The following is a 25,101-nucleotide window of genomic DNA, read 5'->3' on the forward strand; positions in this document are numbered from 1 at the left end:
AGGGCAGCTGGTTCCGCTTAAACCGGATAAGCAAACAATCCAAGTTCGGGATTATTCGCTTATCCGCCTTAATGCTCGCCAGCTAACCGCCCTTAGGCGCACTCTTTTTACAATAATTCAGCAAACACGTCTTCATTCTGGTTCAGGTAGTTGTCCCCTGGCCGGATTTCCGTGATGGTAATCCCGTCGAGTGCTTCCTGCATCAAGCCTTCAACGTCAATGTACTTTTCGTACTTCCGCGATTTTTCCAAGTCAGGATGCGTCTTGGGTGCTGGCGGCGTGAAGATCGTACAGCAGTCTTCGTATGGCAAAATGGACAGGTCATAGGTGTCGATATTTTCGGCAACCTTGATGATTTCCGTCTTATCCATCGACAAGAGTGGCCGTAAGATTGGCATGGACGTAACATCGTTGATGGCCGCCATGCTTTCCAACGTTTGTGAGGCCACTTGGCCCAACGATTCCCCGTTGAAAATTCCCTTGGCGTGACGCTTTTCGGCAATCGCTGCCGTCAGCCGTAACATCAAGCGTCGTTGAATCGTCATCAGGTAACCTTCGGGAACTTTTTCCTTGATGGTTTCCTGAATCTTGGTAAATGGCACCTGGATAAATTGAATGCCACCAGAGTAACCAGCCAAACGCGCCGTTAATTCCTTAGCCTTAGCTAAGGCTTGTTCGGACGTGTATGGCGGACTGAAGAAGTGGACCATATCAATTTTGACACCGCGCCGCAAAGCGTAGTAGGACGCAACCGGTGAGTCGATCCCACCGGAGAGCATCATAACGGCCTTGCCACCAGTCCCAACGGGCAACCCACCGGCACCTTGAACGGTTTCACCGGATAAGAAGACCCCGTTCATCCGTACTTCGACCCGTAGTTCCAGGTCGGGGTGTTTCATCTTAACGGTCAGTTCGGGGATGCTTTCAAGTAGCGTACTCCCAAGAATTTCGTTCATCTGGTAGGTATCGTACTCGAATTCCTTATCCTGACGCCGCGTATTGATTTTAAAGGTCATGCCTGGTTTGAAGCTTTCCTTGACCATGGCCACGGCCGTTTCCTTGATGGCATCGATATCTTTTTCGACCTTGACCGAAGGCGAGAAGTTTTCGATACCAAAGACACCCTTCAACCGTTTCATAACAGCTTTCGAGTCCGCCCCGTTTAACGTCACATGTAGGCGGTCGTGTTGTGCTCTGACTTCAATACCTTCAAAGGTACTGAGCGCCTTGCGGACGTTTTGGCCCAGCTGCTTGATGAAGTCTTTTTTGTTCTTACCCTTCGTCGACAGCTCGCCGTAACGGACCATAATTTCGCTGTATTCCATTGCGCGACCCCTTTCGTTTGCTTGTTGCTTTTAGTTTAATTTGGCAAATTGTGTGTATAACTCGTCAAACACGCGGTTAAATTCTTCGGCTTCCGCCATGGTGTTGTGTTCGTCCAAAGAGATTCGCACAGCACTCGTAGCGATGCCGTCATCGATCTTCATAGCTTGCAACGTGCTAGATTCTACGTGTTTCTTAGAAGAACAAGCACTCGTCGTTGAAATGTAAATGTCGTGTTCCTCGAAGGCGTGCACGATGGTTTCACCACGGACACCGGCGATGGCAAAGCACAGAATGTGCGGTGCAAAGACGGGGAGGTCCTTAGAGAAAATCGTCACGTTCGGGAACTTTTCGACGTGATGCAAAATGGCCAAACGAATCTCACGTTGGCGCTTGACCTTCGACGACTCGTTGTCGAGCAACAGGCGCAAGGCCTTTGCCATGGCAGCGATAGCCGGTAAGTTTTCGGTCCCAGAACGCAGATTACGTTCTTGACCCCCACCAGCCATCAATGGGTCCAGTTTACGACCTTGCCGTTTGTACATGAAGCCAATACCACGTGGCGCATGGAACTTGTGGCCAGAGAACGTTACAAAGTCAACGCGATCGTTAAAAATCTTGTCGGCTAAGCCTTTCCCGATTCCCTGAACGGCATCAATGTGCCAGTGAATCCGGGGGAAGTCACGCAAGACGTCCGCGATTTCATCGAGTGGTTGTACGGCCCCGATTTCATTGTTCACAGCCATCGTGGACACTAAAATCGTCGATGGCTTGATGGCGGCCCGTAAGTCTTCTGCGGAGACCCGCCCGTTTTCATCGACTGGTAAATAAGTGACTTCAAAACCCAGTTGCTTGAGCTGTTCCATGGAATTGTGGACCGCTGGATGTTCGACCTCGGTCGTGATCAAGTGGTTCCCAAATTCCCGCTTAGCCATCGCTGTTCCCTTGATGGCCCAGTTATCACCCTCGGTACCACCACTGGTGAATAGGATTTCACTGAGCTTGACGCCTAATAAATCAGCGATCTGTTGCCGGGATTGTTCAAGCAGGTTAAAAGCTTGTTCCCCAAACTTGTGTAAGCTTGAAGGATTACCCCAGTAATTTGCGCTGACCTTTGCATAAGTATCAACGACTTCGGGCGCTGCCTTGGTCGTTGCACTGTTATCAAAATAAATCATACAGAACCCTCTTATCTCTTTTCTATTGGTTCGACTCCGATAGAAATTCTTTCTCATTATAAACACAAACCTTACGAACCACAAGTGGCGCGGCCTAAATCACGTGGTTTTCTGGTGAATTTCCTTAGGAACTGGTAGTCCTTACCTTGGCAACCTAGTGGTACCTTCGCCTTACCGGCCGCCAGATATGGGCCGGAACGGTGCGGACACAACTTGAAGCCTCGAAAACCACGAGTCTACAAGCTTGGTCTTCTGCTAAGCCGGCGGAAGTTCACCGTCAACTAAGCAGAACGACACGCCTAGGCCCATATCTGGCGACCTCTCGGCTTACACTAGTGTCCGAAAACAACTTCAGTAATAAACCTTAACGGTTGTAGTATTCAACGAAAGCAGCATCGCATTCCACACATCATGATAAGTCAGTTTCAAGCTGAACGTACGAAGACGACTAGCAACGGTTTTCAAACAGTGCTTTGTTCAAATACCTCTGCTTAAAAAACTAAGACGGGCGTTACGTCAGCGTCACTATTACTCATAGTCGCTTAACGTAACGCCCGTGTTCAATTTTAAATCAGTTTATTCGTCGTCGCGTTTTGGCTTCGCCGTTCCCTTACGTTGGTAATAGGCATCTTCCAAACGCTTGTAGGAGCCGGGTTCCACGTCGTCTAATACCGTGGCGATGGTTTCCAGTGCTTGTGCGTACTGGTGATTCTTTTCAAATAGTTCTGCGGCCTTCTTGCTGGCTTCAGCGACGTTCTCATGACTCGTCTGGTAACGGTTTGCGTATTGCAGCAGTTGTTCTGCCAGTTGCGCACTGTCCATCAGGTCATCCGTCTTTTCCTGCAAGGTGTCCAGATCCGTTTGAATGATCAGTAATTGCTTGGTGATTCGCTCCATATCGATCTGGGGTTGATCCATATCGGTCGCTAACTGCGCCACCTCATCGCGAACCACAAAGAAATAATCCAAGTAATCCTGCGGAATTCCGGGGAGATTTAAGTTCTCCACCTGGCGCCGTAAACTATGTAGATTAAAGTCGAACTGTTGCAGGGTGTCACGGGCTTGCCGTTCTTCATCGGCCAACCCAGCCACACTGTTTAAAATCTGTGCTTGTTGTTCTTCAATTTGCTTCAAGTCTTTTTCTTGTTGTTTTTGATGTTCCAAAACGTGCGAGTAGGTCGCCGTCTTCCCGGTCAGATCCTGTACGTCACGCTGATAGATGCCGTCGATGGCTCGTAACTGCTCGTTGAGCTCACGTGCCGTCTCCAGCTCTTGATGATCCAACGTGTAATTTTGACTCAGGCGATCCAATTCGCTAAGCAACGTGTGGCTCTGGTTTTGCGCGTGGGCAATAAACTTAGCCACGCCATCCAGGTTGGCTTCGACTGGGTCCTTGGCATCAATTTCAGTTTGCATTAAATCGTAGAGCTGATCAATTTGGCCAGAAATCCGGTCGTTGACGACTTTAGCATCGTCTGGTCGCAATTTACTTAACGTGTCTAGGTTCTCACTAATATGGTCAGCGACTTGTTGAATCAACTCAGGAATGTTTTCGTCACCAAATTGATAGTGGTCGGCCGTCAACTGTTGATAGCCACCCTTTAATTCCTTAACTTGGTCGGGATAAACGACGGTCAAATCTTTGTACAGCGGTGGGATGGCCTTGATGAGGTCTTCAAGGTCAGCCGTATCGTCCTGTAATTGACTCAACACATCGGCGGCCCGTTCGTGGTCCCCTGACTGGGTCAACCGCGTGAACGTGTCGAAATTATCTTCTAATTGACTGAGTCGCTCTTCGAGACCATCAATGCTGGGACCAAACGCAAAGTTCTTCGCCAGCAGCGTCTTCCGCAAGTCCTGGTACTTTTGCTCCAAATCACGAACGGCCTGTCGGTGTTGCTTGTCGACTTCCTGTAAGGCTGCTAGTTTGGCCTGAACGGACTGGACAAGTTCATCCGTTTGGTTAACCAACTCAACCACCTTATTGAGGTCGCGACGTAGGCCCACCAAATTTAGCCCCCGTGAGTCTTCGGTCAGCTTCGCCAGCTGCTGGTCGATACGGGTAAACCGGTTCTCATTGATGTCAGTAAAGTCGGCCTGCAACTGTTGGTATTGTTCCAACGACTGCCCGGTCAAACTTAATTCACCGACAAGGTTGACCTCGTCAGCTAGTGGAATTGCCACCATCGTTTTCTTTTTTGCAGTTAACGCCGCCACCTGTTGTCGTATTCGTTGCTGGTAAACGAGTACACCAACGTAGATGATAATCGCCACTACGACGACTCCGATTAGAACACCTAACATTTTGACCCCATCCTTCATCCGCTTTTAAACGTTTAACGAGTTGCAAAATAACTCGGTTCATTTTACAATTTAATCTAATTTCGATTATAGCATAAGTCACGCTTACGCTTCACTAGGTTTTCATGATTACCTTAACCTTTTTTCCTATATTCAATTACCACAATCATCCACAGGAGGTCTTTTTAAATGAGTGATTCAATTAATCCTTTAATCACTGAACAACTTGACGCGCTCTTACATGGAGAAACCAACGTCATTGCTAACTTGTCAAATGCGTCAGCACTGTTGAAACAAACCCTGGACGATGTTAACTGGGCCGGCTTTTATTTGTACCAGCCAGAAACCGACGATTTAGTCCTCGGACCCTTCCAAGGCAACGTGGCCTGCATGCACATTGAAAATAATCGTGGCGTCTGCGGAACGGCCTTAGCCACGCAGGAGACCCAACGCATCGCCGATGTCCATCAGTTTGCGGGCCACATTGCGTGCGACTCCGCCAGTAATGCGGAAGTTGTCGTTCCCCTGACCACCGCTAACGGTAAGATTGGTATCATGGACATCGACTCCCCTAGCAAGGACCGTTTCTCAGCGGATGACCAAGCCGTTTTGGAAGAATTCGCTCGTGTTTTGTTGAAACACATTGACAAAGACTAGCCATTCTGGTTATACTGGTGTTTGTGTAAAATAATGCAGCGATAAGTGGTAAGCTCGTCAACAGATTGTTGCCGTTCAATTGGTTCAGGAAGTAACCTGCGGCTGCATACGGTGAAACCTGCAAAGCAACCTGCACGAATACTAAACTTATATACAGCTTATTTTACTCCAAATAATATTTTATTGGAGGAACTATCTATGTCTCGTTACACTGGCCCAAGCTGGCGTATTTCCCGTCGTTTAGGGGTATCCCTTTCCGGCACTGGTAAAGAATTAAACCGTCGTCCTTACGCACCTGGTGATCATGGTCAAGGTCGTCAAAAGAAGCTTTCTGAATACGGTACGCAATTGCGTGAAAAGCAAAAGCTCCGGTTCACTTACGGCATGACTGAACGTCAATTCTACAACTTGTTCAAGCGTGCCGGCAAGATCAAGGAAGGTACCCATGGTACTAACTTCATGATCTTACTCGAACGTCGTCTGGACAACGTGGTTTACCGTTTAGGTTTGGCAACGACTCGTCGTCAAGCTCGTCAATTGGTTAACCATGGTCACATCACTGTTGATGGCAAGCGCGTTGACATCCCTTCATACGAAGTCGAAGTTGGCCAAGTTGTCTCAGTTCGTGAAAAGTCCAAGGACATGACTATCATCAAGGGCGCTGTTGAAGCCGTTGTTGGTCGTCCACAATACGTCCAATTCGACGCTGACAAGCTGGAAGGTTCCCTTACCCGCTTACCACAACGTGAAGAATTAGATGCAGAACTCGACGATTCTCTTATCGTTGAATACTACAACCGTTAAGATTAAGTTCTTAATTGGTTTGAACGAAGTCTTGCCGTTTGGCAGGGCTTTTTTCATATCATAATCTGCCAGCAGCTCGTCTGCTGGCAGAAATACATACTGGAGGCTTCACTATGCCTATCCTAAATGTCGTCATGAGCGTGTCATCCATCTTAAACATCCTACTCGGTCTGGCCGTAATCGCCTTACTCGTCGTTTTCGTCTTGTGGTTACGCGACCGCCACAACAAGACGCCTAAAGTGACTAATAAAACGTTGGCCTACTACACTGGCTTGCTGATTATTTTTATCATTGCCAAGTTACTCGTTCACTAGTTTCAACAAGAAAAGCTTAGCATCCCCTACTCACTTTGGGGTGCTAAGCTTATTTTGATGCACTTTTTATTTCTTATCCGCCAGTTCTTCCGACGTAATTCGCTTCGGTTTCAGCTGCACGTCAAAGACATCTAGGAAGAACGCCACCAGTGGCACCCCAACTAGCAATCCCCAGGCACCAAAGATGCGCTCGCTGACGATCAACGTAATGAAAGTGACGAAGATCGGCAGGTTCGTGGCGTTTGCCATTAGCCGCGGATGGAGGAAGTACGATTCGAACATGTGAATTAAGATGACCAGTACCAGTACCGCCAGAACGCGGATCAGACCACCCGTGATAAAGGCTACCGCGGTCAGTGGAATCAGCGAGATCAATACCCCAGCCACCGGAATCAGGCCTAAGAAGAAGACCAGGATTCCCAAAATCAGTAAGCTAGGCATGCCAATTGCCCACAGCCCTAAGACCATCAGTAGCGTATTGATCGTGCAAATCACCAGTTGAGTTTCAATGACCGTGCCGAAGATGTGGACAAATTTCAAAATCAGCTCGCCCATCGGTACGAACAGACCGGCAAAGCGACTCCGTGTAAAGGCGTGGGCGAACGTCTTCAGCTGATTCTTCGTCAGGTTAAAAATAAAACTGAAGAAGAAGGCCAAGACCACCGTCTCCACCCCTGAACTGAGCCGTGAGAGTTTACCGATTCCGCTAGTAAACAGCATCTTCCCATTGCTGATGACCGACGCATTTTGCGACAGATTTTTCACCAGCTTGGTGACGGACGTTTCCAGCTGCGGATAGGTCTTGATCAGTGCGTCCAACGTGTGCGGCAGACTAGACGCCTCCGACACCAGCGGCGGAATGATCTGGCCAAATGCCGCCACCAAAATCCCCAGAAATAGGATGTAGACCAGTAGCGTCGACCACAAATGATGCAGATGAACGTGACGCTCGATGCCCATGATGGCCGCATTCCCTAAGTAGATAAAAATAATTGTAAAGAGCGTCAACGACAGGAAGTCGCGAACCTCCCACGCAATGATGATCAGCAGTACCAACGCCAAATAATACGTTGTCAGCGGGTTTTGCCACCACCGTTTCAGTATCTCAATCACTAAAAATCCCCCTTCGACCCCAGTTATGTTTCAGCCTACACATGTGTCCCAGCAATTGCAACCAACCACCAGAACACAGAAAAATCTGGAAACTAACTTCCAGATTCCCCGTCAACATTAAATACGAATCAATTGATCATACAGCGGCAACAATGCTCGTACAGTGTCTTGAATGATCTGCGTCTGTTCGGCCGCCGACACCGTGAAGAAGTCGCTGCCCCGCATGAAGTTACGGCCAACCTGCCATTCGGCGTGCCGGTTCGGCTGCGTTGCCATCAGCGCCTGGTAATTCTCCCGCGTCAACGGCACCCCGCAGTCCTTGTCCGTATGGTCACCGCCGCACGCAAAGCCCACCGGTAGCCGCATGACCGTATCTTCCTTCAGACTACTCAGTAAGGCTTGGCAGTTCTTCGCTTCCTGCAAAACGGCCAACCAAATAAAGAACCGGTCGTCCCAGAACCCCACCTCGATATGCGGCAACATCTTGTACCCCCGTTTGGACGTACTAAACGCAACCCAGGTATCCGGCGGCGGATTTTTCGACCGGCGCCGATGCTGCGAAATATGGTCGTAAATCGGCACGGCGAGCTCCGCAAAAACTGGCGCGAGTTCTGTGACCGTCTGCACGAATTTCGGATCAATTTGGGCCCGAATCTTTCCCAAGCGTCCCGGCAACGTTTGGTCGTCCCACACGTGAAAATCTTGGTCCTGATACATCCCAAAGCCCCCTTCCTAAACGTCTATCCGATTCCATGTTATACTAGTGAGACTAACTTGAAAAGAGGGAATCCCATGGCAGAAAAGAGTCAAATGGAGCAACATTTACAAAATTCCGTCTACGGCACGCCGAAGATCAATCCCGATGAGCAGCGCCATTACTTGGGCACATTTCGTGAGCGGGTCTCCTTGGCAATGACCATCGCTGAAGTCACGGACCGCGACAATCTGAATCCATTTATCACGGAGATCAGCGCGCACCCAGACTATCAGGTCATCCTAAACGGCCACGTTGACCAGGCCGACCTCGCCCCGTACCTCAAGTTGGCAAGTCAGCATAATCTAAAATTTACGATTCGCCAGGACATCATCTACGGCGTCAACGACAGTGACCTTGGTCTAGTCGTGGCTAGTGATCACGCTATCGACCAAAGTCCCATTGCATTAAGTAAAAAATACCCACCGAAGTCACCGGCAACACCCGCACAACCGGTTAAGAAGAGCTGGTTCGACAAGCTGCTAGGACACTAAGAAAGGAGTCCCGTTCTTTGGCACAACATCCGTTAGCCTACCGCATGCGGCCTCGGCGCCTGGAGGAAGTCGTCGGTCAACAAGACCTCGTCGGCCCCGGGAAGATCATCGCCCGCATGGTGGCTGCTAAATTACTTTCATCGATGATTCTTTATGGGCCGCCCGGCATCGGTAAAACAAGTATCGCCAGTGCCATCGCCGGTTCTACCAAGTATGCTTTTCGCAAATTAAACGCCGCCACCGATACCAAGAAGGACCTGCAGGTGGTCGCCGAAGAAGCCAAAATGAGCGGCACCGTCATTTTGTTGCTCGATGAAATCCATCGTTTGGACAAGACCAAGCAAGACTTTCTCCTGCCTCACTTGGAGAGTGGCCGTATCGTCTTGATCGGTGCCACCACCGAAAATCCCTATATCAATATCAATCCAGCCATTCGGAGTCGGACCCAGATTTTTGAAGTCCACCCCCTCTCACTGGACGACATCAAGACTGCCTTGCAGCGAGCCATGACGGATGAGGAACGTGGCCTGGGCAAACTAAATCTGACCGTCGATGACGACGCACTGGGATTCATGGCCGGTGCGACTAACGGCGACCTGCGCAGTGCCCTGAACGGTCTCGAATTGGCCGCGCAGTCTACGCCTCCCGCCGAAGATGGTGAGATTCACGTCACACTTGAAGTGGCCGAAGCCTGCTTTCAACGCAAGGCCTTGATGGGCGACAAAGACGGCGATGCCCATTATGATGTCATTTCTGCCTTTCAAAAGTCGATTCGGGGCAGTGATACCGATGCCGCACTCCACTATCTTGCCCAACTGGTTGCGGCCGGTGACCTGCCTTCTATCTGCCGGCGGCTGATGGTCATTGCCTACGAGGACGTGGGCATGGCCAATTTACCGGCTGCCGGGCGGACGGTTCAAGCCGTTCAGGCTGCCCAACAACTTGGTCTACCCGAGGGGCGTATCCCGTTAGCCGACGCCGTCATTGAGTTGTGCCTGTCGCCCAAATCCAACTCTGGCATTCTGGCAATGGACGCCGCTTTAGCCGATGTCATGAACGGTCATAATGGGGCCGTCCCTGACCGTTTAAAAGACGCCCACTACAGCGGTGCCAAGAAGCTCGGCCACGGCAACGACTACCAATTCCCACACGATTTCCCCGGAGATTGGGTCAAGCAACAATATCTGCCCGACGACCTCAAACGCGTCGAGTATTACCAACCCAAAACCAACGGCCGCTTCGAGACTCAATTGGCCGAACAGTACCGGCGACTCCGACAGGCCAACCGGTAATGGAAAAATTGTATTTTTATAATTTATATGATAATATACAAGTGGTTCTAAGGTGTACGCGTTGTCTCACTACAAGTTGCCGAACAAGTAATTCTTAAACGGGAACGCCTAACGATATCGCAGCTGACATGCCTTTTCACTTGGAAGTCAAAAACTTTATCAGACGCTCCCCCCTGCATTGTCATCGCGGGTCAACATGACTAGACAATTAACGGCACCACTTAGATCAAACAAAGCCTCGTGCTTTGAAGGCCATTCCATTGAATGGCCTTTTTCTTTTGCCCATTAATCTTTCTTGGGTGTCTCTTAAAACAATAGATTTGTTAAAATCGGATTTGCTGAAATGGCCGCACTCCGGCTGCCAGGGATTCCGCCTGCTGTGGGGACGCTTCAGCCTGTGGGGCGGGCTTCTCGCTCGCTTTGAAGCCGTGAAGAACCCACGTCTTCAAAGTCGCCCATCCTGTTAGCTAGCCAGCGGCCAGCTAACAGGATTACCACGGCTGGCTGCATCCCTGTCCTCCTCCGGCTCTGATTGATGTTTGCAATTATACTGGTTGAGAACCCAAGAACCTTTAATTTCTCAGCCGTGCTATACCTAGTTTAGCTGGTGACTTTTATGTAATACTGGTCGCATAGAATACACGCCAACTCTACCTAGCGGACACCAGTCCAACAGGCTTAACCAACCAGTTACATTTTCCAGCCCCGTCCGCAATTTCTGCTTCAAGCGGAAATTGTTTCCCTAACACTAATTTCACTCCCCTACTGCTTTTACGCTTGGACTCGGGTATACTAAGCAATAGATAATTTAAGGAGGAGTCCTCTCTTGGCTATAACGATTCTAATGATTTGCTACACCCTGATTTCCTTTGGACTTGGCTGGTACTTTTTTAATCACCGTCAACGGCCATTTCTAGTTTTTCATCCTGAAGAAAGTCGTGAATTACAACGCGTCTTGTCGATTGGTGGGGTGATCATGATGATCATCGGTGTGTTCTCGGCTGCCGCGACCATCATGAACAATACGATTTTTCTGGCCGCCGTATTACTGGTTGGGGTCATCGCCATCATGGCCCTACAGCTCATCTTGTTGCACTGGTTTCCTAAGGGGTAACCGGTTACAACTTTCGGCACCTTTTTTACCATTTTGCTTTTTATTTGGCGGTAAATAACGTATGATAAGAGTATAAAGTAATGAGAGGTGAACAATATGTTACAACAATACAAGCACATTTTAGTTCCAGTTGACGGGTCCTACGAAGCCGAATTAGCTTTTAAGAAGGCGGTCGCTGTGGCTAAACGTAACGATGCTGATTTACATCTCGTTCACGTTGTTGATACGCGGGCTTTCCAAAACATTTCCAGCTTCGATACCAGCATGGTTGAACAAGTCACGGAAACGGCAAAGAAGACACTCGACAAGTACGTTGCCGATGCAAAGGCTGATGGCCTGCAAAGCATTGACTACGCGATTGAATACGGGGCGCCGAAGACCATTATTGCTCGCGACGTTCCCCGGGATAACGATACCGACCTGATTATGATCGGTGCTACTGGACTGAATGCCGTTGAACGGCTCCTAATCGGTTCTGTAACGGAATACGTGACCCGGACAGCTGTCTGCGACGTTATCGTTGTTCGGACTGATTTGAACAACCAACCAGCCAAGGTTACAAAACCAGAAGGCTAAGTTATTTTGAAACAGCAACACCGCTACCGGATTTCGGGTGGCGGTGTTTTTTTGTCTTTGTAAATTAAAACCAGCCAAAATAGGTTAATTCGGCTGGTTTCCTTATTTATTCAACTTTAATCGGCCACTGCGCCTAGTGGAGACCTCGTTAAACGTTCCTGTAGGGCCACGTTATGCGTCACTAACGCCAACGTTTTAGCAATCGTCAGGCTCCGTTTAGCGGCAACGGTCGCTAACAAGGCCTGTTCAGCCTGTCCCCGAACCTCGTACAACACATCAATGAGGTACAAGGAGGCTTGCTTCTTCACGGCAGTCAACGCCGCTTCCACATTTTCAATGACGAGTTGCGGTTGGTCTAATTCCAAGTACATCAGCGCAATCTGGTAGCGCGCCCAGACTAACCGTTTAAAGTTAGCTTCATCGTGCCACTCGAAATCGTCCAGGTACCCCGCCGCCTCGTTCAAGTAATAGTGAGCCTTGTCGAATTCCTTACGCGCAACGTAGGCTGACGCCATCCCCACGTTACCGACGATGGCATACAGATCCCAAGGCATCCGGTAAGACCGGTGCAATAATAAATTAAAATGGAAAATGGCTTCATCTGGCCGGTTGTGCGTGTTCAATTCAATAAAGCCACGATAATAGTGATACCGTTCCCGATCAAACGAATTCTGGACGTTGGTCATATTGACCTTAGTCAACAGCTCGCCCGCAGTTGGGTAATCATCGTGCCGAATCGCCTGAGAAATAGCTTCAAACTGGTCGTCCATGCTACTCCCTAGACCAGACAGAATATCTCCCAGTGACACATTCAACCGCCGACAGATCTGTAAAATAATCTTGATGCTGGGCACCTTATTCTTCTTCTCCATCAGACTCACAGTCGCTTGCGTGCAGATTCCCTCGGCGAGCTCCTGTTGCGATAAATTCTTTTGCTTACGGTATTGTTTGATCTTATTCCCTAGTAAACGCATCTCATCTCTCCCTCACGAATCGTGATGCTGGGCAACTTACCAATTTATGATAAAAACCGAACATTTGTCTAAGCGACCACCAGTGACCGTCCCCCGACCCGTCACACGATTCACCGATGATTTTTCCCTGATGATGATTATAACCGTTCGGTTGCTTCATCATTAATTATTATAATAAGCGATTTATAAGGAATTACAAGCAATAAACCAGTTTATGAAGGAACTCTAATCTGTCTATACCATTTTATCATTTTAAAATAAATATATTTATATTAGCGTTCTCCCTACCGTATATAAATATATTTATGCGCCACAATATTCGTTGTTAATCTATTTAGCAACTGTCATAAATAGCCAAAACAAAAACGAGTCTGGGACAAAAGTCCCGGACCCGTTTTGCGCTCCGAACGTCTATTGCGGAAACGTACGACAAAAGGCAGTCAACTCCGCTTAACCCCGATAGACAAACAATCCAAGACCGGAATCAGTCGTCTAGCGACGTTAATGCTCATTGACTAGCCGCCTTTTGTCCCACTCTCGCTATTCTAAACATAGCTCAAAATAAAGTTCTGAATGACCGCCCACCAGTTAGCATCCGGATTCTGCTGGGTCACCGCCCGCAGTCGCGTCAACTCGTTGGTGATCTGACCATCGGCCCCTATCGCCCAGGTCCGGGTCATCGCTGCATGCGAATCCGGTGTCCACACGTAAGCCGGTGCGCCCGTGCTGTGCGCCGCCGCCAAGAATTGCTGGCTCATCGAGATCCGTTGGAAGGAATAAAAGTCGGCTGGGACCACGTTGGGAGCTACCCAATTGAATGGCGTAATGTACCCCACCTGTAACTTAGGGGTTGTCGCTCGCAGCTGACGAACGACCCGGTAGTCCAGTGAATGGACCGCCGCGTGATCACGGACTAGCCGTTCGCCGTATTGTCGGGCGAATCGTCGCGTCATCCCCCGCGAATCTTGCGGGGTCGTTTTGATTTCCACCAGCAAACGTTGATGCAACCGCTCGGCCGTCCGCAAGTAGTCCGGCCACCCGGCTAATTTTGCCCGATGACCATCTTCACGCAGCGTCAAGCGCTGAAGCTGACGCAGGGTCAATTGATGCGGCGTGACCCGTTTTTTCGCGAGCACCTGCAGATTCTCATCGTGCAGGACCACCCACTGATGGTCCTTCGTCTCATGGAGGTCCATCTCCACATAGGTTGGACGCTGCCGGTGGATCAGGCGTAGCGCCGTCACTGAATTCTGGACGGCCTGATGGTGGTCAACGCCCCGGTGACTGATCAGCGCAGCGGTCGTAAACCGCGGCGTTTGCGTCATCGTCTGTCCCACGACCACTAGTCCAATTATTCCGGTCACCGCTACCAATCGCCAAAGGGGTCGGCGATGGTAACTGGACCGTTGGGGTTGTTGCCCCGTCCAGCTCCAAATGATCGTGATCACCGTTAAAATGGCCACTAAAGTAAAACCCATTAAAATCAGCCACAGCGACACGCCAGCCACGATTTTTCGCCCAGGTTGCATCACTTGTCCAGCCCAAACGTTGGCGGCCACCAGCAGCTCGCTAGCGGCCAACCACAGCAAGGTCAATCCGCCCCCCGTCATCAGGCCGGTGACCATTTGCCAAACGGATCCTGGCTGGGTCAATTGCGGCGTGAGTCGGCGAAAATAGTGCGGGCCACGCAAGAGAACGATTCCAGCAATCAGAAAATAGACGACCGCCGCAACCATTAAGACGGGACGGCGATTGAGACCGACGAAGTTGACCCAGCTGGCCGGTACGGGAAGGCGCACCAAGAAACGACTACCTAATCCCCATAATCCCCAGGGCACCGTCAAAATAGCCACGGCAACTAGCACTCCGCACCACGTGAGCCAATGCTGGGCAACCAGTCGATAGCTGACACGACGATCACTGGTGGGAACGTTGGCCAGCGTCAACGCCAATTCCGTCAGTTGCACGGCACTAGTCACCAACGTCGCCGCCAGCACTAGAACCAGTGCCACCGACCACCCCGGCCGTGTCGCCAATAATCGCAAGCCACTGAATTCTAGGATCAGCAGGCCCCATCCCCGGAATAACCCTGGCGATGTCAGCCCCCGTCGCCAACTCCGCTGTAGCTGGCGCCATTTCTCACGCATAAAGTCCCTCCCATCAAAAAAAGCCGGCCGGAACGTTTCCGCTCCCAGCCGACTTGTTGTTGCTTTTAATGCCTAAAAGTTGAAAGTTTATAACTACCAGCATTGGCTAAAAATTAGACAACTTAATGTATCCTTCGCCTTACCGGCCGCCAGACATGGGCTGGGACGGTGCGGACACACCTGAGTCCATATCTACCGACCTCTCGGCTTACGCAATTGTCTTATGGTAACAGCAGGCGTAGTCCCTGGCAGCCAGAGTGCGACCAATTTATAACTAATAACTAGTTCTTTGGCTTGTACGTTGAGGCCGCCGAGTTGTCGCTCAGTGGGATAAAGTCGTAAGCCAGTTGATCTTGCACCTTGAACTCATCCAAAGCGAGTTGAATCAGGCGGTCGATCAGGTCGGCGTAGCTAATTCCCGTTGCTTGCCACAGTTGTGGATACAAGCTGATGTTGGTGAACCCAGGTAAGGTGTTGACCTCACCCACGTATGGCACCCCATCCTTGGAGACCAAGTAATCGATACGAGCCATGCCCTTAAGGCCCAATGCCGCATACGTTTGCAGGCCCATTTGCGTAATTTCTTGCGTCAGGTCTGCTGGTAAGTCAACGGGTACCTCAAAGGTCACACCGCTAGCATCGACGAACTTGTTGTTGTAGTCGTAGAAAACATCCGACTTTGGTACCCGAATTGCACCTAATTTAGAAGCTTCGGGATGTTCGTTACCCAAAATGGAAATTTCGACTTCCTCGGGACCATCGATCGTTTGTTCAACCAGTACCTTGTAATCGTACCGGAAAGCGTCAGCAATGCCATCGTTGTATTCTTGGGCGTTACCTGCTTTGTGAATGCCGACCGAAGACCCTTGGTTCGCGGGCTTGATGAAGACGTTGTCGCCTAATTTAGCTTGAACCGTGGCGTAATCAAATGCGTCGCGGTTATCCGGCGTTAACACCACATACTTCGTGTTGCGAATGCCATGAGCCGTCAAAACCTGCTTCGTCATATCCTTATCAAAGGACACAGCCGATGCCAAGACGCCACTCCCCACATAAGGCTTTTTCAATAAGCGGAAAAGCCCTTGGATCGTACCGTCTTCACCCAAGTTACCATGGATAATTGGGAAGAAAACATCGATGTCCTTTGCCTGAGATAAATTCCAAATGGGTGCCAATGGGTTGGAAGGGTCTACCTTGGTCTTTTCCTCAGTCGCCACAGCGGCCTCGTCTTCACCATCGAAGACGCGCCGTGAAGCGGCATCACTCAGGACAAATCCATCTCGCGTCAGTAAAAATAGACTAACATCGTAGTTGGCTTTATCCATTGCATCGTAGATGTTGTGGGCAGAGCGCTTAGACACATCATGCTCCGAGGAATTACCACCGAATAATAGACCTACGTGTAACTTGCTTTTCGTTTCCATGTTGTCACTCATCCTATCGTATATATTTCGGTTAGCCTTCAGTATACCATTTCTCTTAAAAATTGAGAATAAAATCAGCCTAAAAAATCGATAGTTGAGTTCAAGTATTCTCGGAGCTTAACGGGCAAGTCTTGGTGTAACCGTAGTGCATCTACCAGTCGTTTCCGGTTGAAAAATTGGTTCCACCCCGCAATGGTATCCGGCCGCCGCTTATAGGCCACTTGCTGGCGCCACTGTTTGAGGGTCATCAAGAAGGTCGTTTCGTAGAGCGGATGCCGGTTCGCCAACTCGACCAGATACGTTGCCATGCGGTCGTTTTCGCCATAGATAAGTGGCGTGGTCAGGCGCTTTAAGCGTTCCATTAGCGTCACCAACAGGAAGAGTTTGTCGGCGCGCGGCAGATTGCTATTACCCGCTAAAACCGCTAGCAGGTCCGTGATGGCCGTGTAGGCGTGCGCCCAGCCCTGGTGATTCACGAAGCCTCGCGTGTCCGTCTCCAAGCAAATATAGGTCGCTGCGAGGAGCACGATTTGCCGGAGGTCCATGTCACGCGATTCGCTCGGATTCATAAAGTGTAGCAGGACCGCAAGTAATGCCAGCCGGGCGGAACGCCCAAAGACGGCCGCATTGGCGGGTTCGAGAATATGATCAAATAGATCCTGTTGTTGCGTCAATCGCTCAAACAAATATTTCATCTGTGCGGAATCAAACGCGTCTTGCTGCAAGGCGTCGTACACCGAAAAATTAATGCCATTGTAGCGAATCTGAGGATCGGTTGAGGATAGGTGATCGATCAAAACGCCCATTTTTTCCCGCGACAAAGTGACCGGGACATTTTCGCCCAGTTGCCGGGTCAGGTCGGCCAAGATGTCCTTCACTCCGTCATCGTCGTCTGGAAGCGTGACGGGGGTCCGCCGTTGCCGGTGAATACCGTCCATCACCTTTCCCAGCCGCGTGCCTAGCGATTGGTAGACCTCACCGCTTCTGACCTGTTCATTTAACGTCGCGAGTTGCTGCATGACCGCGCCTATCTGCTCATCCATCAAAAACCCTCCATCAGTTGATTACGAGTCGATCTTCCCGGTATTGATCACCGGTTGCGACCCGCGTTCATTAATTATTGAAACCATCATGTTATTGATCAATTGTAGCTTTTGGTTATCCGTTAATTTCAAATTCGTCTCGGCACCCAACCGATCGATGGCACCTTCCGTAATGGAAACGGCCCCCTCGACGATGATTTTCCGGGCCGACAGAATTGCCTGTGACTGTTGCCGTTGCAACATGGCCGAAGCAATTTCGGTCGCGTAGGCCAAGTGCGTCAACCGCGTCTCGATGATCTCAACACCGGCGACGTTCAACCGTTCCTGCAACTCCTCGGTCAGCCGATTGGACACATCGGTCGGATTACTCCGCAGCGTTAATTCCTTGCCATCACCAAAGTTGTCATAGGCATACTCGGAAGCCACGTGTCGAATTGCGGATTCAGTTTGGATCTCCACGAACCGTTCGTAATCTTCAACTGAGAATAAGGCCTTGCTGGTATCGACCACCTTGAAAACGATGACCGCCGCAATTTCGACGGGATTCCCTTGAAGATCGTTGACCTTTAAGATGGCGCTATTGAAGTTCCGGACCCGCAACGATACCGTTGACTTGTTTGTGAGGGGCACCGTTAAATACAGACCGGCCTCACGAATCGTTCCAATGTAACGGCCAAAGAACGTCAGCACCTTAGATTGATTGGGGCTGATAATGGTCAGACTGCTGGCAGCCAAGACGGCCACAACGATAATCAGGCCACCCAGCACGATCATCGTGCCGGTCGCAAGTAAAAAGCCGCCCCCGATGATCAGTGCCAAAACAATGACTAATCCCAGGTACCCGTTGATATGAAAAACATTCTTTTCTTCCATGTCACTCACTCCATTCCCCTAAATTTAAAAACTGTCGGTCGACTACAGCAACGCGTCAACTGTATGTATAACTAAAATTGTGTGGGCTGGTCCGCACTGCGGCTGCCAGGGATTCCGCCTGCTGTGAGGGACGCTTCAGACTGGAAAACCGCCAGTCTTCTCGCTCGATTTGAAGCCACGAAGAACCTGTGTCTCCAAAGTCGCCCATCGTGGTAGCTGCCAGCTACCACGATTTCCACGGCTGGCTACATCCCTGGCCGCCTCCGGCTCTAATTGCATTTTCCATGACCAACGTTGAGAGACCTACCCGAGCCCATATCTGGTAACTGAAATTACACTGGATTAGCTACTTTCCATGCTCTTTGCGTTACGACAACAAGTGTAAGCATCACCAATAAATTTCAGCTGGCATTAGATATATGTATATACCAAGCAAATCGACAACTAGTTAACTGTCCTTACTTGAGAAACTTCATCAACTGCCACTACCTTTATTATACCCGACCAGAGATGAAAACCCTAAGTATCTACTAGAATTATCGTTTCAACCGATTAGGGACACGATTCATTCGCTAGCGATAGCATTAGTTGTGCCGCTCAATTTACACATTTGTAACTAGCAAGAAGCCATCTATCTGGACTTAAATCAAACTCACAATTAGCAAGCGTCCCACCAATCGTATTAAGTAGATGATCAGACACACCTTAACAGCATGCTTGTAGCTCATCAACCGGAGCCGGAGGAGGTCAGGGACGGAGCCAGCCGTGGTAATTGTGTTGGCTGGCGTCCTTTGCTAGCCAACACAATGGGCGACTTTGAAAACACACGATTTTAGTGTGGCTTCAAAGCGAGCGAGAAGCCCGCTTCTCAGGCTGAAGCGTCCCCACAGCAGGCGTAGTCCCTGGCAGCCGGAGTGCGGCCAAGTTTAGCTAATCCGCGGTACAAAAAAAGCGTCATCCCCCAAGAGGGACAACGCCATGCTTCAGTTCGTGCTTAGTCCTCTTGGACGTCGACGAACCATGCAGCATCTACATCGCTACCGTTTAAAGCATCGAAATCGTTGGCTAAGGCTGGGTTAACAGCGGTAACCTTACCGGAAACAGGACTAGGAATGTCAGAAACTGCCTTGTCAGCTTCAACGCTCAACAGGTTTTCACCCTTCTTCACGTCATCGCCAACTTCTGGCAATTTAGCAAACTTAATCGTTCCGAGTTCGTCTTGACCCTCGGTCGTTAAACCAATTCGCGTACCGTCGTTAACAGCTTTAGTCCAGAAATACTTTACCATTTCACTCATGTGTAAACAGTCTCCTTCTACTTAAACGATTCGTTACGGCTAAACATGTAACTCTTATAATGATACCTCATTGACATGATTAAGCCAATCCCAATCAGGTTCCCAATCAATGCGGACCCCCCTTGACTAACAAACGGTAACGGAATCCCCGTCAGTGGCAAGAGACCAATGCTCATCCCAATGTTTTCGAACACGTGGAAAAGGATCATCATGATAACCCCGGTCGAAATGTAGGCGTAGAAGACGTTCTTCGTATCAAACGTCACCCGGATCATTTGGTAGATCAACAGGAAGTACAAGAAAATCAGGATACAGCCGCCGATGAACCCAAAGTTTTCTCCAATAACGGAGAAGACCATATCGGATTCACGGACGGGCACGTACACGTGCGACACGTTGAACCCGGTCCCAAAGATCCCACCGGATCCAATGGCCTTCATACTTTGCCAGAGTTGGTATCCGGAATTGGACGTATCGGATGACGGGTGCAACCAATTATCGACCCGGGAGAATTGGTAGGCCTGGAAGCCGACCTTCTCCAGGATCTTACGCCCAAAGTCTGTGGTCACCAGTGTCAGCGCACCACCCCCGACAACCGCGACCGTCGCAAAGGCCGGCGCGATAATTTTCCAGGTAATTCCCGAAACCAGTAAAACCCCACCCACGATGGCAAAGAACACCAACATGGTCCCGAAGTCATTTTGCAGCTTCAGTAAAACGGCGACTGGTAACGTCCACAGAATCAATTTTCCAATCAACACCCAGTCCGTTCGCACCGTATGCAAGGGATTAGCGTTATTGTGTTCCGTCACGACCCGCGCTAACATCAAGATGAAGGCGGGTTTCATGACTTCTGAGGGTTGAAAAGTCAGTGAACCAATGGCAAACCAACTTCTCGCCCCGGTATTTTGGTAGTACACCCGACTGTAAAGAAACAGGACGGCTACCAACAGGAAGATTCCCAGCCAGTAAAGCACTGGCGCCACCTTCCATAGTTGCTCTGAATCGAATTGCATAATAATCACGATGGCGACCGTCCCAATGATGTACCACATCAATTGAGAAACCACGGCCGACGTAATGCTGGTGGCACTACTATCGTGGGTCGCCGCCACGTAGATTGATGCTAGCCCAATCAGCGCTAACATCAGGACACAGAAGATAATTCCCCAGTCGATCCGGGAATCAGGCTCGCTTCGTTGTTCCGTCGCATTCTTTGCCACAATGATTGCTCCTTAATTCAAAATAGATTATTCCCTTGGTCCCATCGGCCAATTTTAAATGGTCGACTCTAGTTTAAGGTCCAAGACACCCAGTTTGTCGCCTAATCAAGCAACGACCAAACCAGTCTCGTTGTTCACGCTCATTGTAAGTATAAAGGCCGAAGTGTACGATAACGTCACACTCCGGCCAACTTTACTAAAATTTATTAACCGCGATGCAGGTGGTAATCCCGCAACAGGAGTTCGACACCTTCGTCGACCGTCTTAACGCGGTAAACGTCGCCGTCATTCAATTGGGCTTCGAAACGGTCGTCCATTGGGGTAACTGTTCCGATGGTTTCGTCGCCAATCTTTAACACGGACATCGTTCCACCGTCCGGCAACTTTTGGTCGTCAACGGTAACTTCTACAGATTTTTCTCGTTTGCTCATGCCAACTCTCCTTTACTTGATGGGGGGTTCTTGATCCAATTTCATAGCTTCACGGTATTCTTTCTCCGCTGCCACGTTACGCTTCAGGGTGAAGTGATCCGGTACCGGATCCACGCCGCCCCGAACGAACGGCTGGCACCGTAAGATCCGCGCGATGCCCATGAGGCTTCCCTTAAATGCACCGTGCTTCTCTAACGCCTGCAACATATAAGTCGAGCAGGTCGGATAGTACCGACAGGTCGGCGGAAATAGTGGTGAAATAAACCGCTGATATCCCCGCACCAAGAAGCTTAGTAGGTGGCGCATCGCCAGTCCCCCTTTAATGACTTACTAGTCGTTGTTTTCCTTAGCCGTCTTCGTGTCCATGTGTTCCAGCAGAACGCCGGCACCCTTAGCCACGTTGTCCAGTGGGTCTTCGGAAATGATGACGGGCACCGTTAAGCGTTCTGAGAACAACTTGTCGATACCGTCTAACAAGGCACCCCCACCAGTCAGCATAATGCCCCGGTCGATGATGTCAGCGGCCAATTCTGGTGGCGTCGTTTCCAAGACAGCCATTGCTGCGGAAACGATTTGTTCAACGGAATCATGAATGGCTTCTTCAACTTCAGCGGCGGTAATCGTCACTTCGGTCGGCATCCCACTAACGGAATCCCGGCCACGCACAGCCATGGTCTTTTCTTCATTGCCAGGTTCTGGATAAGCGGTCCCAATCTTGATCTTAATGGTTTCAGCGGTCCGTTCCCCAATAATCAGGTTGTGGTTACGCTTAACGTAGTTGACGATTTCAGAGTTCATCCGGTCACCGGCAACGCGAATTGAGCGGCTAGCTACGATGTCACCCAGAGACAGGATCGCAATGTCACTGGTTCCACCACCCATGTCGATAACCATGTTACCGCTAGGCTTGAAGATGTCCATCCCGGCACCCAAAGCGGCGACCTTAGGTTCAGCTTCCAAGTAAACCTTGGCGCCACCGGACTTTTCAGCGGCCTGAATGATGGCCTTACGTTCGATTTCCGTGATGTTCGTAGGTGCACAGATCATAATGTTAGGCTTGGATAAGAAGCCTTTGACACTAAGCTTGTTGATGAAGTAGGAAAGCATGGCTTCGGTAATATCGAAATCAGAAATGACCCCGTCCTTAAGGGGACGAATTGCCCGAATGTTGCCTGGTGTCCGTCCAACCATCCGGTAAGCTTCTGAACCCACCGCTAATACCTTATCCGTCTTGGTATCGATTGCCACAACGGACGGTTCGTTTAATACAATACCCTTACCGACCACGTAGATTAAAACGTTCGCGGTCCCTAGGTCAATTCCAATGTCTTTCGCCATACTTATGCGTCCTCCTGATTTTTAATGCCAATTTTCAACATTTCATTATACCATAATCCTTGCGAACACTAAATGATTTCTCGGGGAATGTTCGGTTAAGCCCCTTTGTTACCGTTTTCTTTGGTTAAACCAGTACCAATATAAAATAGCCGCACTACGGCTGACAGGAATTCCGCCTGCTGTGGGGACGCGTCAGACTGGAAAAACACCAGTCTTCTCGCTCGCTTTGAAGCCACGAAGACCACGTGTCTCCAAAGTCGCCCATATTTTGAGCTAGCCACTGGCCAGCTCAAAATATTACCACGGCTGGCTGCATCCCTGTCCTCCTCCGGCTCAGGTTGTGTTCTATCACAACAACACTCGGAAAACGTGGAGATTTAGCGTTTTCGGCCCCATCGATAACGACTGTTTCAGTCATTATCTCCGTCGTCTAAGAATACTGTGTAAGCCGAGAGGTCGGCAGATATGGGCTCAGGCGCGTCGTTCTACTTAGCTGGCGGGTCTTGCCGGCTTAGTAGAAAACCAAGCTTGTAGACTCGGTTCTTTCGAGGCTTCAAGTTGCGTTCGCACCGTTCCAGCCCATATCTACCGGCCGGTAAGGCGAAAGAATCACCAGGTTGCCTAATTTTAGTCCCGCTGTTGTTGCTAGAACGGGCGTGACTGGTATTTTAGAACTTTCAACCTTTAGTTACAGAAACAAAAAGGCGGCAAATACTGCCACCCCATGATTACTTAATTATTAACGTGTGTGTTCTTCAGAACAACCGTGTCATCGTCAGGAACGTCGATCCGTTTAACTTCGGCACCCAGCGCGGTCAACTTCTTGTGGAAGTCGTAGTAACCGCGGTCCAGATACTTCAGGTTCGTGACCTGCGTGTAGCCATCGGCAACCAACCCAGCGAGGACCAAGGCAGCGGCGGCCCGTAAGTCCGTGGCGGCTACTTCGGCACCGTTGAAATCAGTTGGGCCGTGCATCACGACCGTGCGACCGTTGATTTGGAATTCAGCGTTCATCCGCCGTAATTCTTCCAAATGCATGAAGCGGTTTTCAAATACCGTTTCGGTCATGGTACTCGTGCCTTCAGCGGCCAACTGTAAAATGGTCATCTGAGGCTGCATGTCAGTTGGGAAACCCGGATATGGCAACGTCTTCACGTCCGTTGGCTTGAGCTTGTCTGGTCCGATTACACGGATACCAGCAGGTTCTTCCGTGACTTGAACGCCCATTTCTTGCATTTTTGAGATTAAAGGTTTGTTATGTTCAACGATACCATCCTTAATCAACACATTTCCGTGAGTTAAGGCAGCACCGACCATGAACGTGCCGGCTTCGATTCGGTCTTGAACCACACTGTGTTCGGCACCGTGCATCTTCTCGACCCCATCGATCCGCAACGTTTCAGTCCCAGCACCGCGGACCCGGGCACCCATCTTGTTCAAGACGTTCGCCAAGTCCACGATTTCTGGTTCGCGGGCAACGTTATCGATAACCGTTGTCCCTTCAGCCAAGCAAGCTGCCATCATAATATTTTGCGTAGCACCTACACTTGGGAAATCTAAGTAGATGTGACTGCCTTGTAGCCGATTGGCAAAGGCTTCGATGTAGCCATCATGCTGTTCGATCCGGGCACCCAATGCTTCGAGACCCTTTAAATGTAAGTCGATTGGCCGCGTGCCAATCGCACAACCACCAGGTAACGCTACCCGGGCATGGCCGAGACGAGCCAACAGTGGCCCCATGACGACGATTGATGCCCGCATCTTGGAGACATATTCGAACGGCGCTTCACTAGAAACTTGCTTCGTCGCGTCGATCGTCACTTCCCGCTTGGCTTCGTCAAAATCGACGCGCAAGTTCAGGAAACGGAGAACCTTATTCATTGTATAAACATCAGACAAAACCGGAACATTTGCTAAATGAGTGAGTCCGTCTTGAGCCAGAATGGACGCTGCTAAGATTGGCAACACGGCATTCTTGGCCCCTTCAATGTGGACCACACCAGATAAGCGGTTCCCACCATGAACGACAATTTTTTCCATGGGATACCTCCAAAGATTTTTATAGGCCAATCACAAAAGATAGCCCAGATTACGAACGTTATTGATGAAGTCCAAAAAGAATGAGCTACAAGCGAAGCCGACCGCAACCGCTAACATCACAATCAAGACGCGCGATTGTCGAGGGTAAAACGTCATTAGTCGCTCAATGTGCAACGCTGAAATCGCCCAAAATGCTAACGCGATAAAAGACAAGTGACTGATGATCGTTAATATGGCCTGTAACCCAATGAGTTTCATTACCTCAATCCTTCCTAAACATTCTCACTAACTATAGCATAATTTTTCGTGTGTGTCCCTGTGATTCCTTTAAAAACGGCATTTGTAATATTACAATTATTTTTATTAACCATATTAACCGAACGAACCTGAC

At 49.8% G+C, this 25,101-nt stretch carries 24 protein-coding genes; 7 read left to right on the forward strand and 17 right to left on the reverse strand.

Translation table 11 applies throughout. The features are described 5' to 3' along the window. Positions 1 to 107: 107 nt before the first annotated feature. From thiI to ezrA, 3 genes are all read right to left on the reverse strand, one after another. The gene (gene thiI, locus JUF10_RS08565) at positions 108 to 1,325 is read right to left on the reverse strand and encodes a tRNA uracil 4-sulfurtransferase ThiI (protein ID WP_203641776.1); all 1,218 of its coding nucleotides are present in this window, start codon (positions 1,323 to 1,325) and stop codon (positions 108 to 110) included. A 30-nt stretch (positions 1,326 to 1,355) separates the two neighbouring features. Then, positions 1,356 to 2,501, reverse strand: a complete 1,146-nt coding sequence (locus JUF10_RS08570; RefSeq protein ID WP_203641777.1) for a cysteine desulfurase family protein — start codon at positions 2,499 to 2,501, stop codon at positions 1,356 to 1,358. 576 nt (positions 2,502 to 3,077) lie between these two features. Further along, positions 3,078 to 4,805, reverse strand: a complete 1,728-nt coding sequence (gene ezrA, locus JUF10_RS08575) for a septation ring formation regulator EzrA (RefSeq protein WP_203641778.1) — start codon at positions 4,803 to 4,805, stop codon at positions 3,078 to 3,080. Between the two features lie 186 nt (positions 4,806 to 4,991). Between ezrA and msrC the strand changes: the two genes are divergently transcribed. The 3 genes from msrC (at position 4,992) to JUF10_RS08590 (ending at position 6,577) form a co-directional block, all read left to right on the forward strand. After that, positions 4,992 to 5,459, forward strand: coding sequence for a free L-methionine (R)-S-oxide reductase MsrC (gene msrC / locus JUF10_RS08580; protein WP_203641779.1), 468 nt, complete (start codon positions 4,992 to 4,994; stop codon positions 5,457 to 5,459). A 198-nt stretch (positions 5,460 to 5,657) separates the two neighbouring features. After that, complete coding sequence (rpsD, locus tag JUF10_RS08585; protein ID WP_125685608.1) at positions 5,658 to 6,263, forward strand: 30S ribosomal protein S4; 606 nt, start codon at positions 5,658 to 5,660, stop codon at positions 6,261 to 6,263. A gap of 113 nt (positions 6,264 to 6,376) precedes the next feature. Next, a complete protein-coding gene (locus tag JUF10_RS08590; protein WP_203641780.1) occupies positions 6,377 to 6,577 on the forward strand; it encodes a hypothetical protein in 201 nt (66 codons plus the stop codon). A gap of 66 nt (positions 6,578 to 6,643) precedes the next feature. On the opposite strand, the gene JUF10_RS08595 is transcribed toward JUF10_RS08590, so the two are convergent. Together JUF10_RS08595 and JUF10_RS08600 are read right to left on the reverse strand one after the other, a co-directional pair. After that, positions 6,644 to 7,690, reverse strand: a complete 1,047-nt coding sequence (locus JUF10_RS08595) for an AI-2E family transporter (RefSeq protein WP_203641781.1) — start codon at positions 7,688 to 7,690, stop codon at positions 6,644 to 6,646. Positions 7,691 to 7,807: 117 nt separating this feature from the next. Next, entirely contained in the window at positions 7,808 to 8,407 is a 600-nt protein-coding gene (locus JUF10_RS08600) for a DUF1054 family protein (protein ID WP_203641782.1), read from the reverse strand. A 75-nt stretch (positions 8,408 to 8,482) separates the two neighbouring features. Between JUF10_RS08600 and JUF10_RS08605 the strand changes: the two genes are divergently transcribed. The 4 genes from JUF10_RS08605 to JUF10_RS08620 all read left to right on the forward strand — a co-directional run bounded on the left by JUF10_RS08605 (position 8,483) and on the right by JUF10_RS08620 (position 11,920). Beyond that, positions 8,483 to 8,938, forward strand: coding sequence for a YueI family protein (locus JUF10_RS08605; RefSeq protein WP_203641783.1), 456 nt, complete (start codon positions 8,483 to 8,485; stop codon positions 8,936 to 8,938). Positions 8,939 to 8,982: 44 nt separating this feature from the next. Next, positions 8,983 to 10,230, forward strand: coding sequence for a replication-associated recombination protein A (locus tag JUF10_RS08610; RefSeq protein WP_203641821.1), 1,248 nt, complete (start codon positions 8,983 to 8,985; stop codon positions 10,228 to 10,230). Positions 10,231 to 11,056: 826 nt separating this feature from the next. Then, entirely contained in the window at positions 11,057 to 11,344 is a 288-nt protein-coding gene (locus JUF10_RS08615; RefSeq protein ID WP_203641784.1) for a hypothetical protein, read from the forward strand. A 96-nt stretch (positions 11,345 to 11,440) separates the two neighbouring features. After that, positions 11,441 to 11,920 (forward strand): universal stress protein, encoded by a 480-nt coding sequence (locus tag JUF10_RS08620; protein WP_048732154.1) that lies wholly within the window; start codon positions 11,441 to 11,443, stop codon positions 11,918 to 11,920. A gap of 116 nt (positions 11,921 to 12,036) precedes the next feature. Here JUF10_RS08620 and JUF10_RS08625 read toward each other — a convergent pair whose 3' ends face one another. From JUF10_RS08625 to JUF10_RS08680, 12 genes are all read right to left on the reverse strand, one after another. Then, positions 12,037 to 12,894 (reverse strand): helix-turn-helix transcriptional regulator, encoded by an 858-nt coding sequence (locus JUF10_RS08625; protein WP_203641785.1) that lies wholly within the window; start codon positions 12,892 to 12,894, stop codon positions 12,037 to 12,039. Positions 12,895 to 13,439: 545 nt separating this feature from the next. Then, on the reverse strand, positions 13,440 to 15,041 hold the full coding sequence (locus JUF10_RS08630; RefSeq protein WP_203641786.1) for a glycerophosphodiester phosphodiesterase: 1,602 nt from the start codon (positions 15,039 to 15,041) through the stop codon (positions 13,440 to 13,442). A gap of 281 nt (positions 15,042 to 15,322) precedes the next feature. Beyond that, complete coding sequence (locus tag JUF10_RS08635) at positions 15,323 to 16,465, reverse strand: D-alanine--D-alanine ligase family protein (RefSeq protein ID WP_203641787.1); 1,143 nt, start codon at positions 16,463 to 16,465, stop codon at positions 15,323 to 15,325. Positions 16,466 to 16,539: 74 nt separating this feature from the next. Then, complete coding sequence (locus JUF10_RS08640) at positions 16,540 to 17,508, reverse strand: DUF2785 domain-containing protein (protein WP_203641788.1); 969 nt, start codon at positions 17,506 to 17,508, stop codon at positions 16,540 to 16,542. 21 nt (positions 17,509 to 17,529) lie between these two features. After that, positions 17,530 to 18,381 (reverse strand): SPFH domain-containing protein, encoded by an 852-nt coding sequence (locus JUF10_RS08645; RefSeq protein ID WP_203641789.1) that lies wholly within the window; start codon positions 18,379 to 18,381, stop codon positions 17,530 to 17,532. A 994-nt stretch (positions 18,382 to 19,375) separates the two neighbouring features. Further along, positions 19,376 to 19,678, reverse strand: coding sequence for a glycine cleavage system H family protein (locus tag JUF10_RS08650; protein ID WP_203641790.1), 303 nt, complete (start codon positions 19,676 to 19,678; stop codon positions 19,376 to 19,378). Positions 19,679 to 19,695: 17 nt separating this feature from the next. Further along, positions 19,696 to 20,901: an FtsW/RodA/SpoVE family cell cycle protein gene (locus tag JUF10_RS08655; RefSeq protein WP_203641791.1), complete on the reverse strand. Its 1,206-nt coding sequence runs from the start codon at positions 20,899 to 20,901 to the stop codon at positions 19,696 to 19,698. 206 nt (positions 20,902 to 21,107) lie between these two features. After that, positions 21,108 to 21,332 carry a DUF2969 domain-containing protein gene (locus JUF10_RS08660; RefSeq protein ID WP_048732168.1) on the reverse strand — a complete coding sequence of 75 codons (225 nt, stop codon included), beginning with the start codon at positions 21,330 to 21,332 and terminating at the stop codon, positions 21,108 to 21,110. 12 nt (positions 21,333 to 21,344) lie between these two features. Next, entirely contained in the window at positions 21,345 to 21,638 is a 294-nt protein-coding gene (gene yidD, locus JUF10_RS08665) for a membrane protein insertion efficiency factor YidD (protein WP_048732170.1), read from the reverse strand. A 24-nt stretch (positions 21,639 to 21,662) separates the two neighbouring features. After that, the gene (locus tag JUF10_RS08670) at positions 21,663 to 22,670 is read right to left on the reverse strand and encodes a rod shape-determining protein (protein ID WP_048732171.1); all 1,008 of its coding nucleotides are present in this window, start codon (positions 22,668 to 22,670) and stop codon (positions 21,663 to 21,665) included. A 732-nt stretch (positions 22,671 to 23,402) separates the two neighbouring features. Continuing rightward, entirely contained in the window at positions 23,403 to 24,710 is a 1,308-nt protein-coding gene (murA, locus tag JUF10_RS08675) for a UDP-N-acetylglucosamine 1-carboxyvinyltransferase (protein ID WP_203641792.1), read from the reverse strand. Between the two features lie 30 nt (positions 24,711 to 24,740). Next, complete coding sequence (locus tag JUF10_RS08680) at positions 24,741 to 24,968, reverse strand: DUF1146 family protein (protein WP_048732179.1); 228 nt, start codon at positions 24,966 to 24,968, stop codon at positions 24,741 to 24,743. Positions 24,969 to 25,101: the final 133 nt, after the last annotated feature.

The organism is Levilactobacillus andaensis (assembly GCF_016861695.1).
GTDB classification, from domain to species: Bacteria; Bacillota; Bacilli; order Lactobacillales; family Lactobacillaceae; genus Levilactobacillus; species Levilactobacillus andaensis.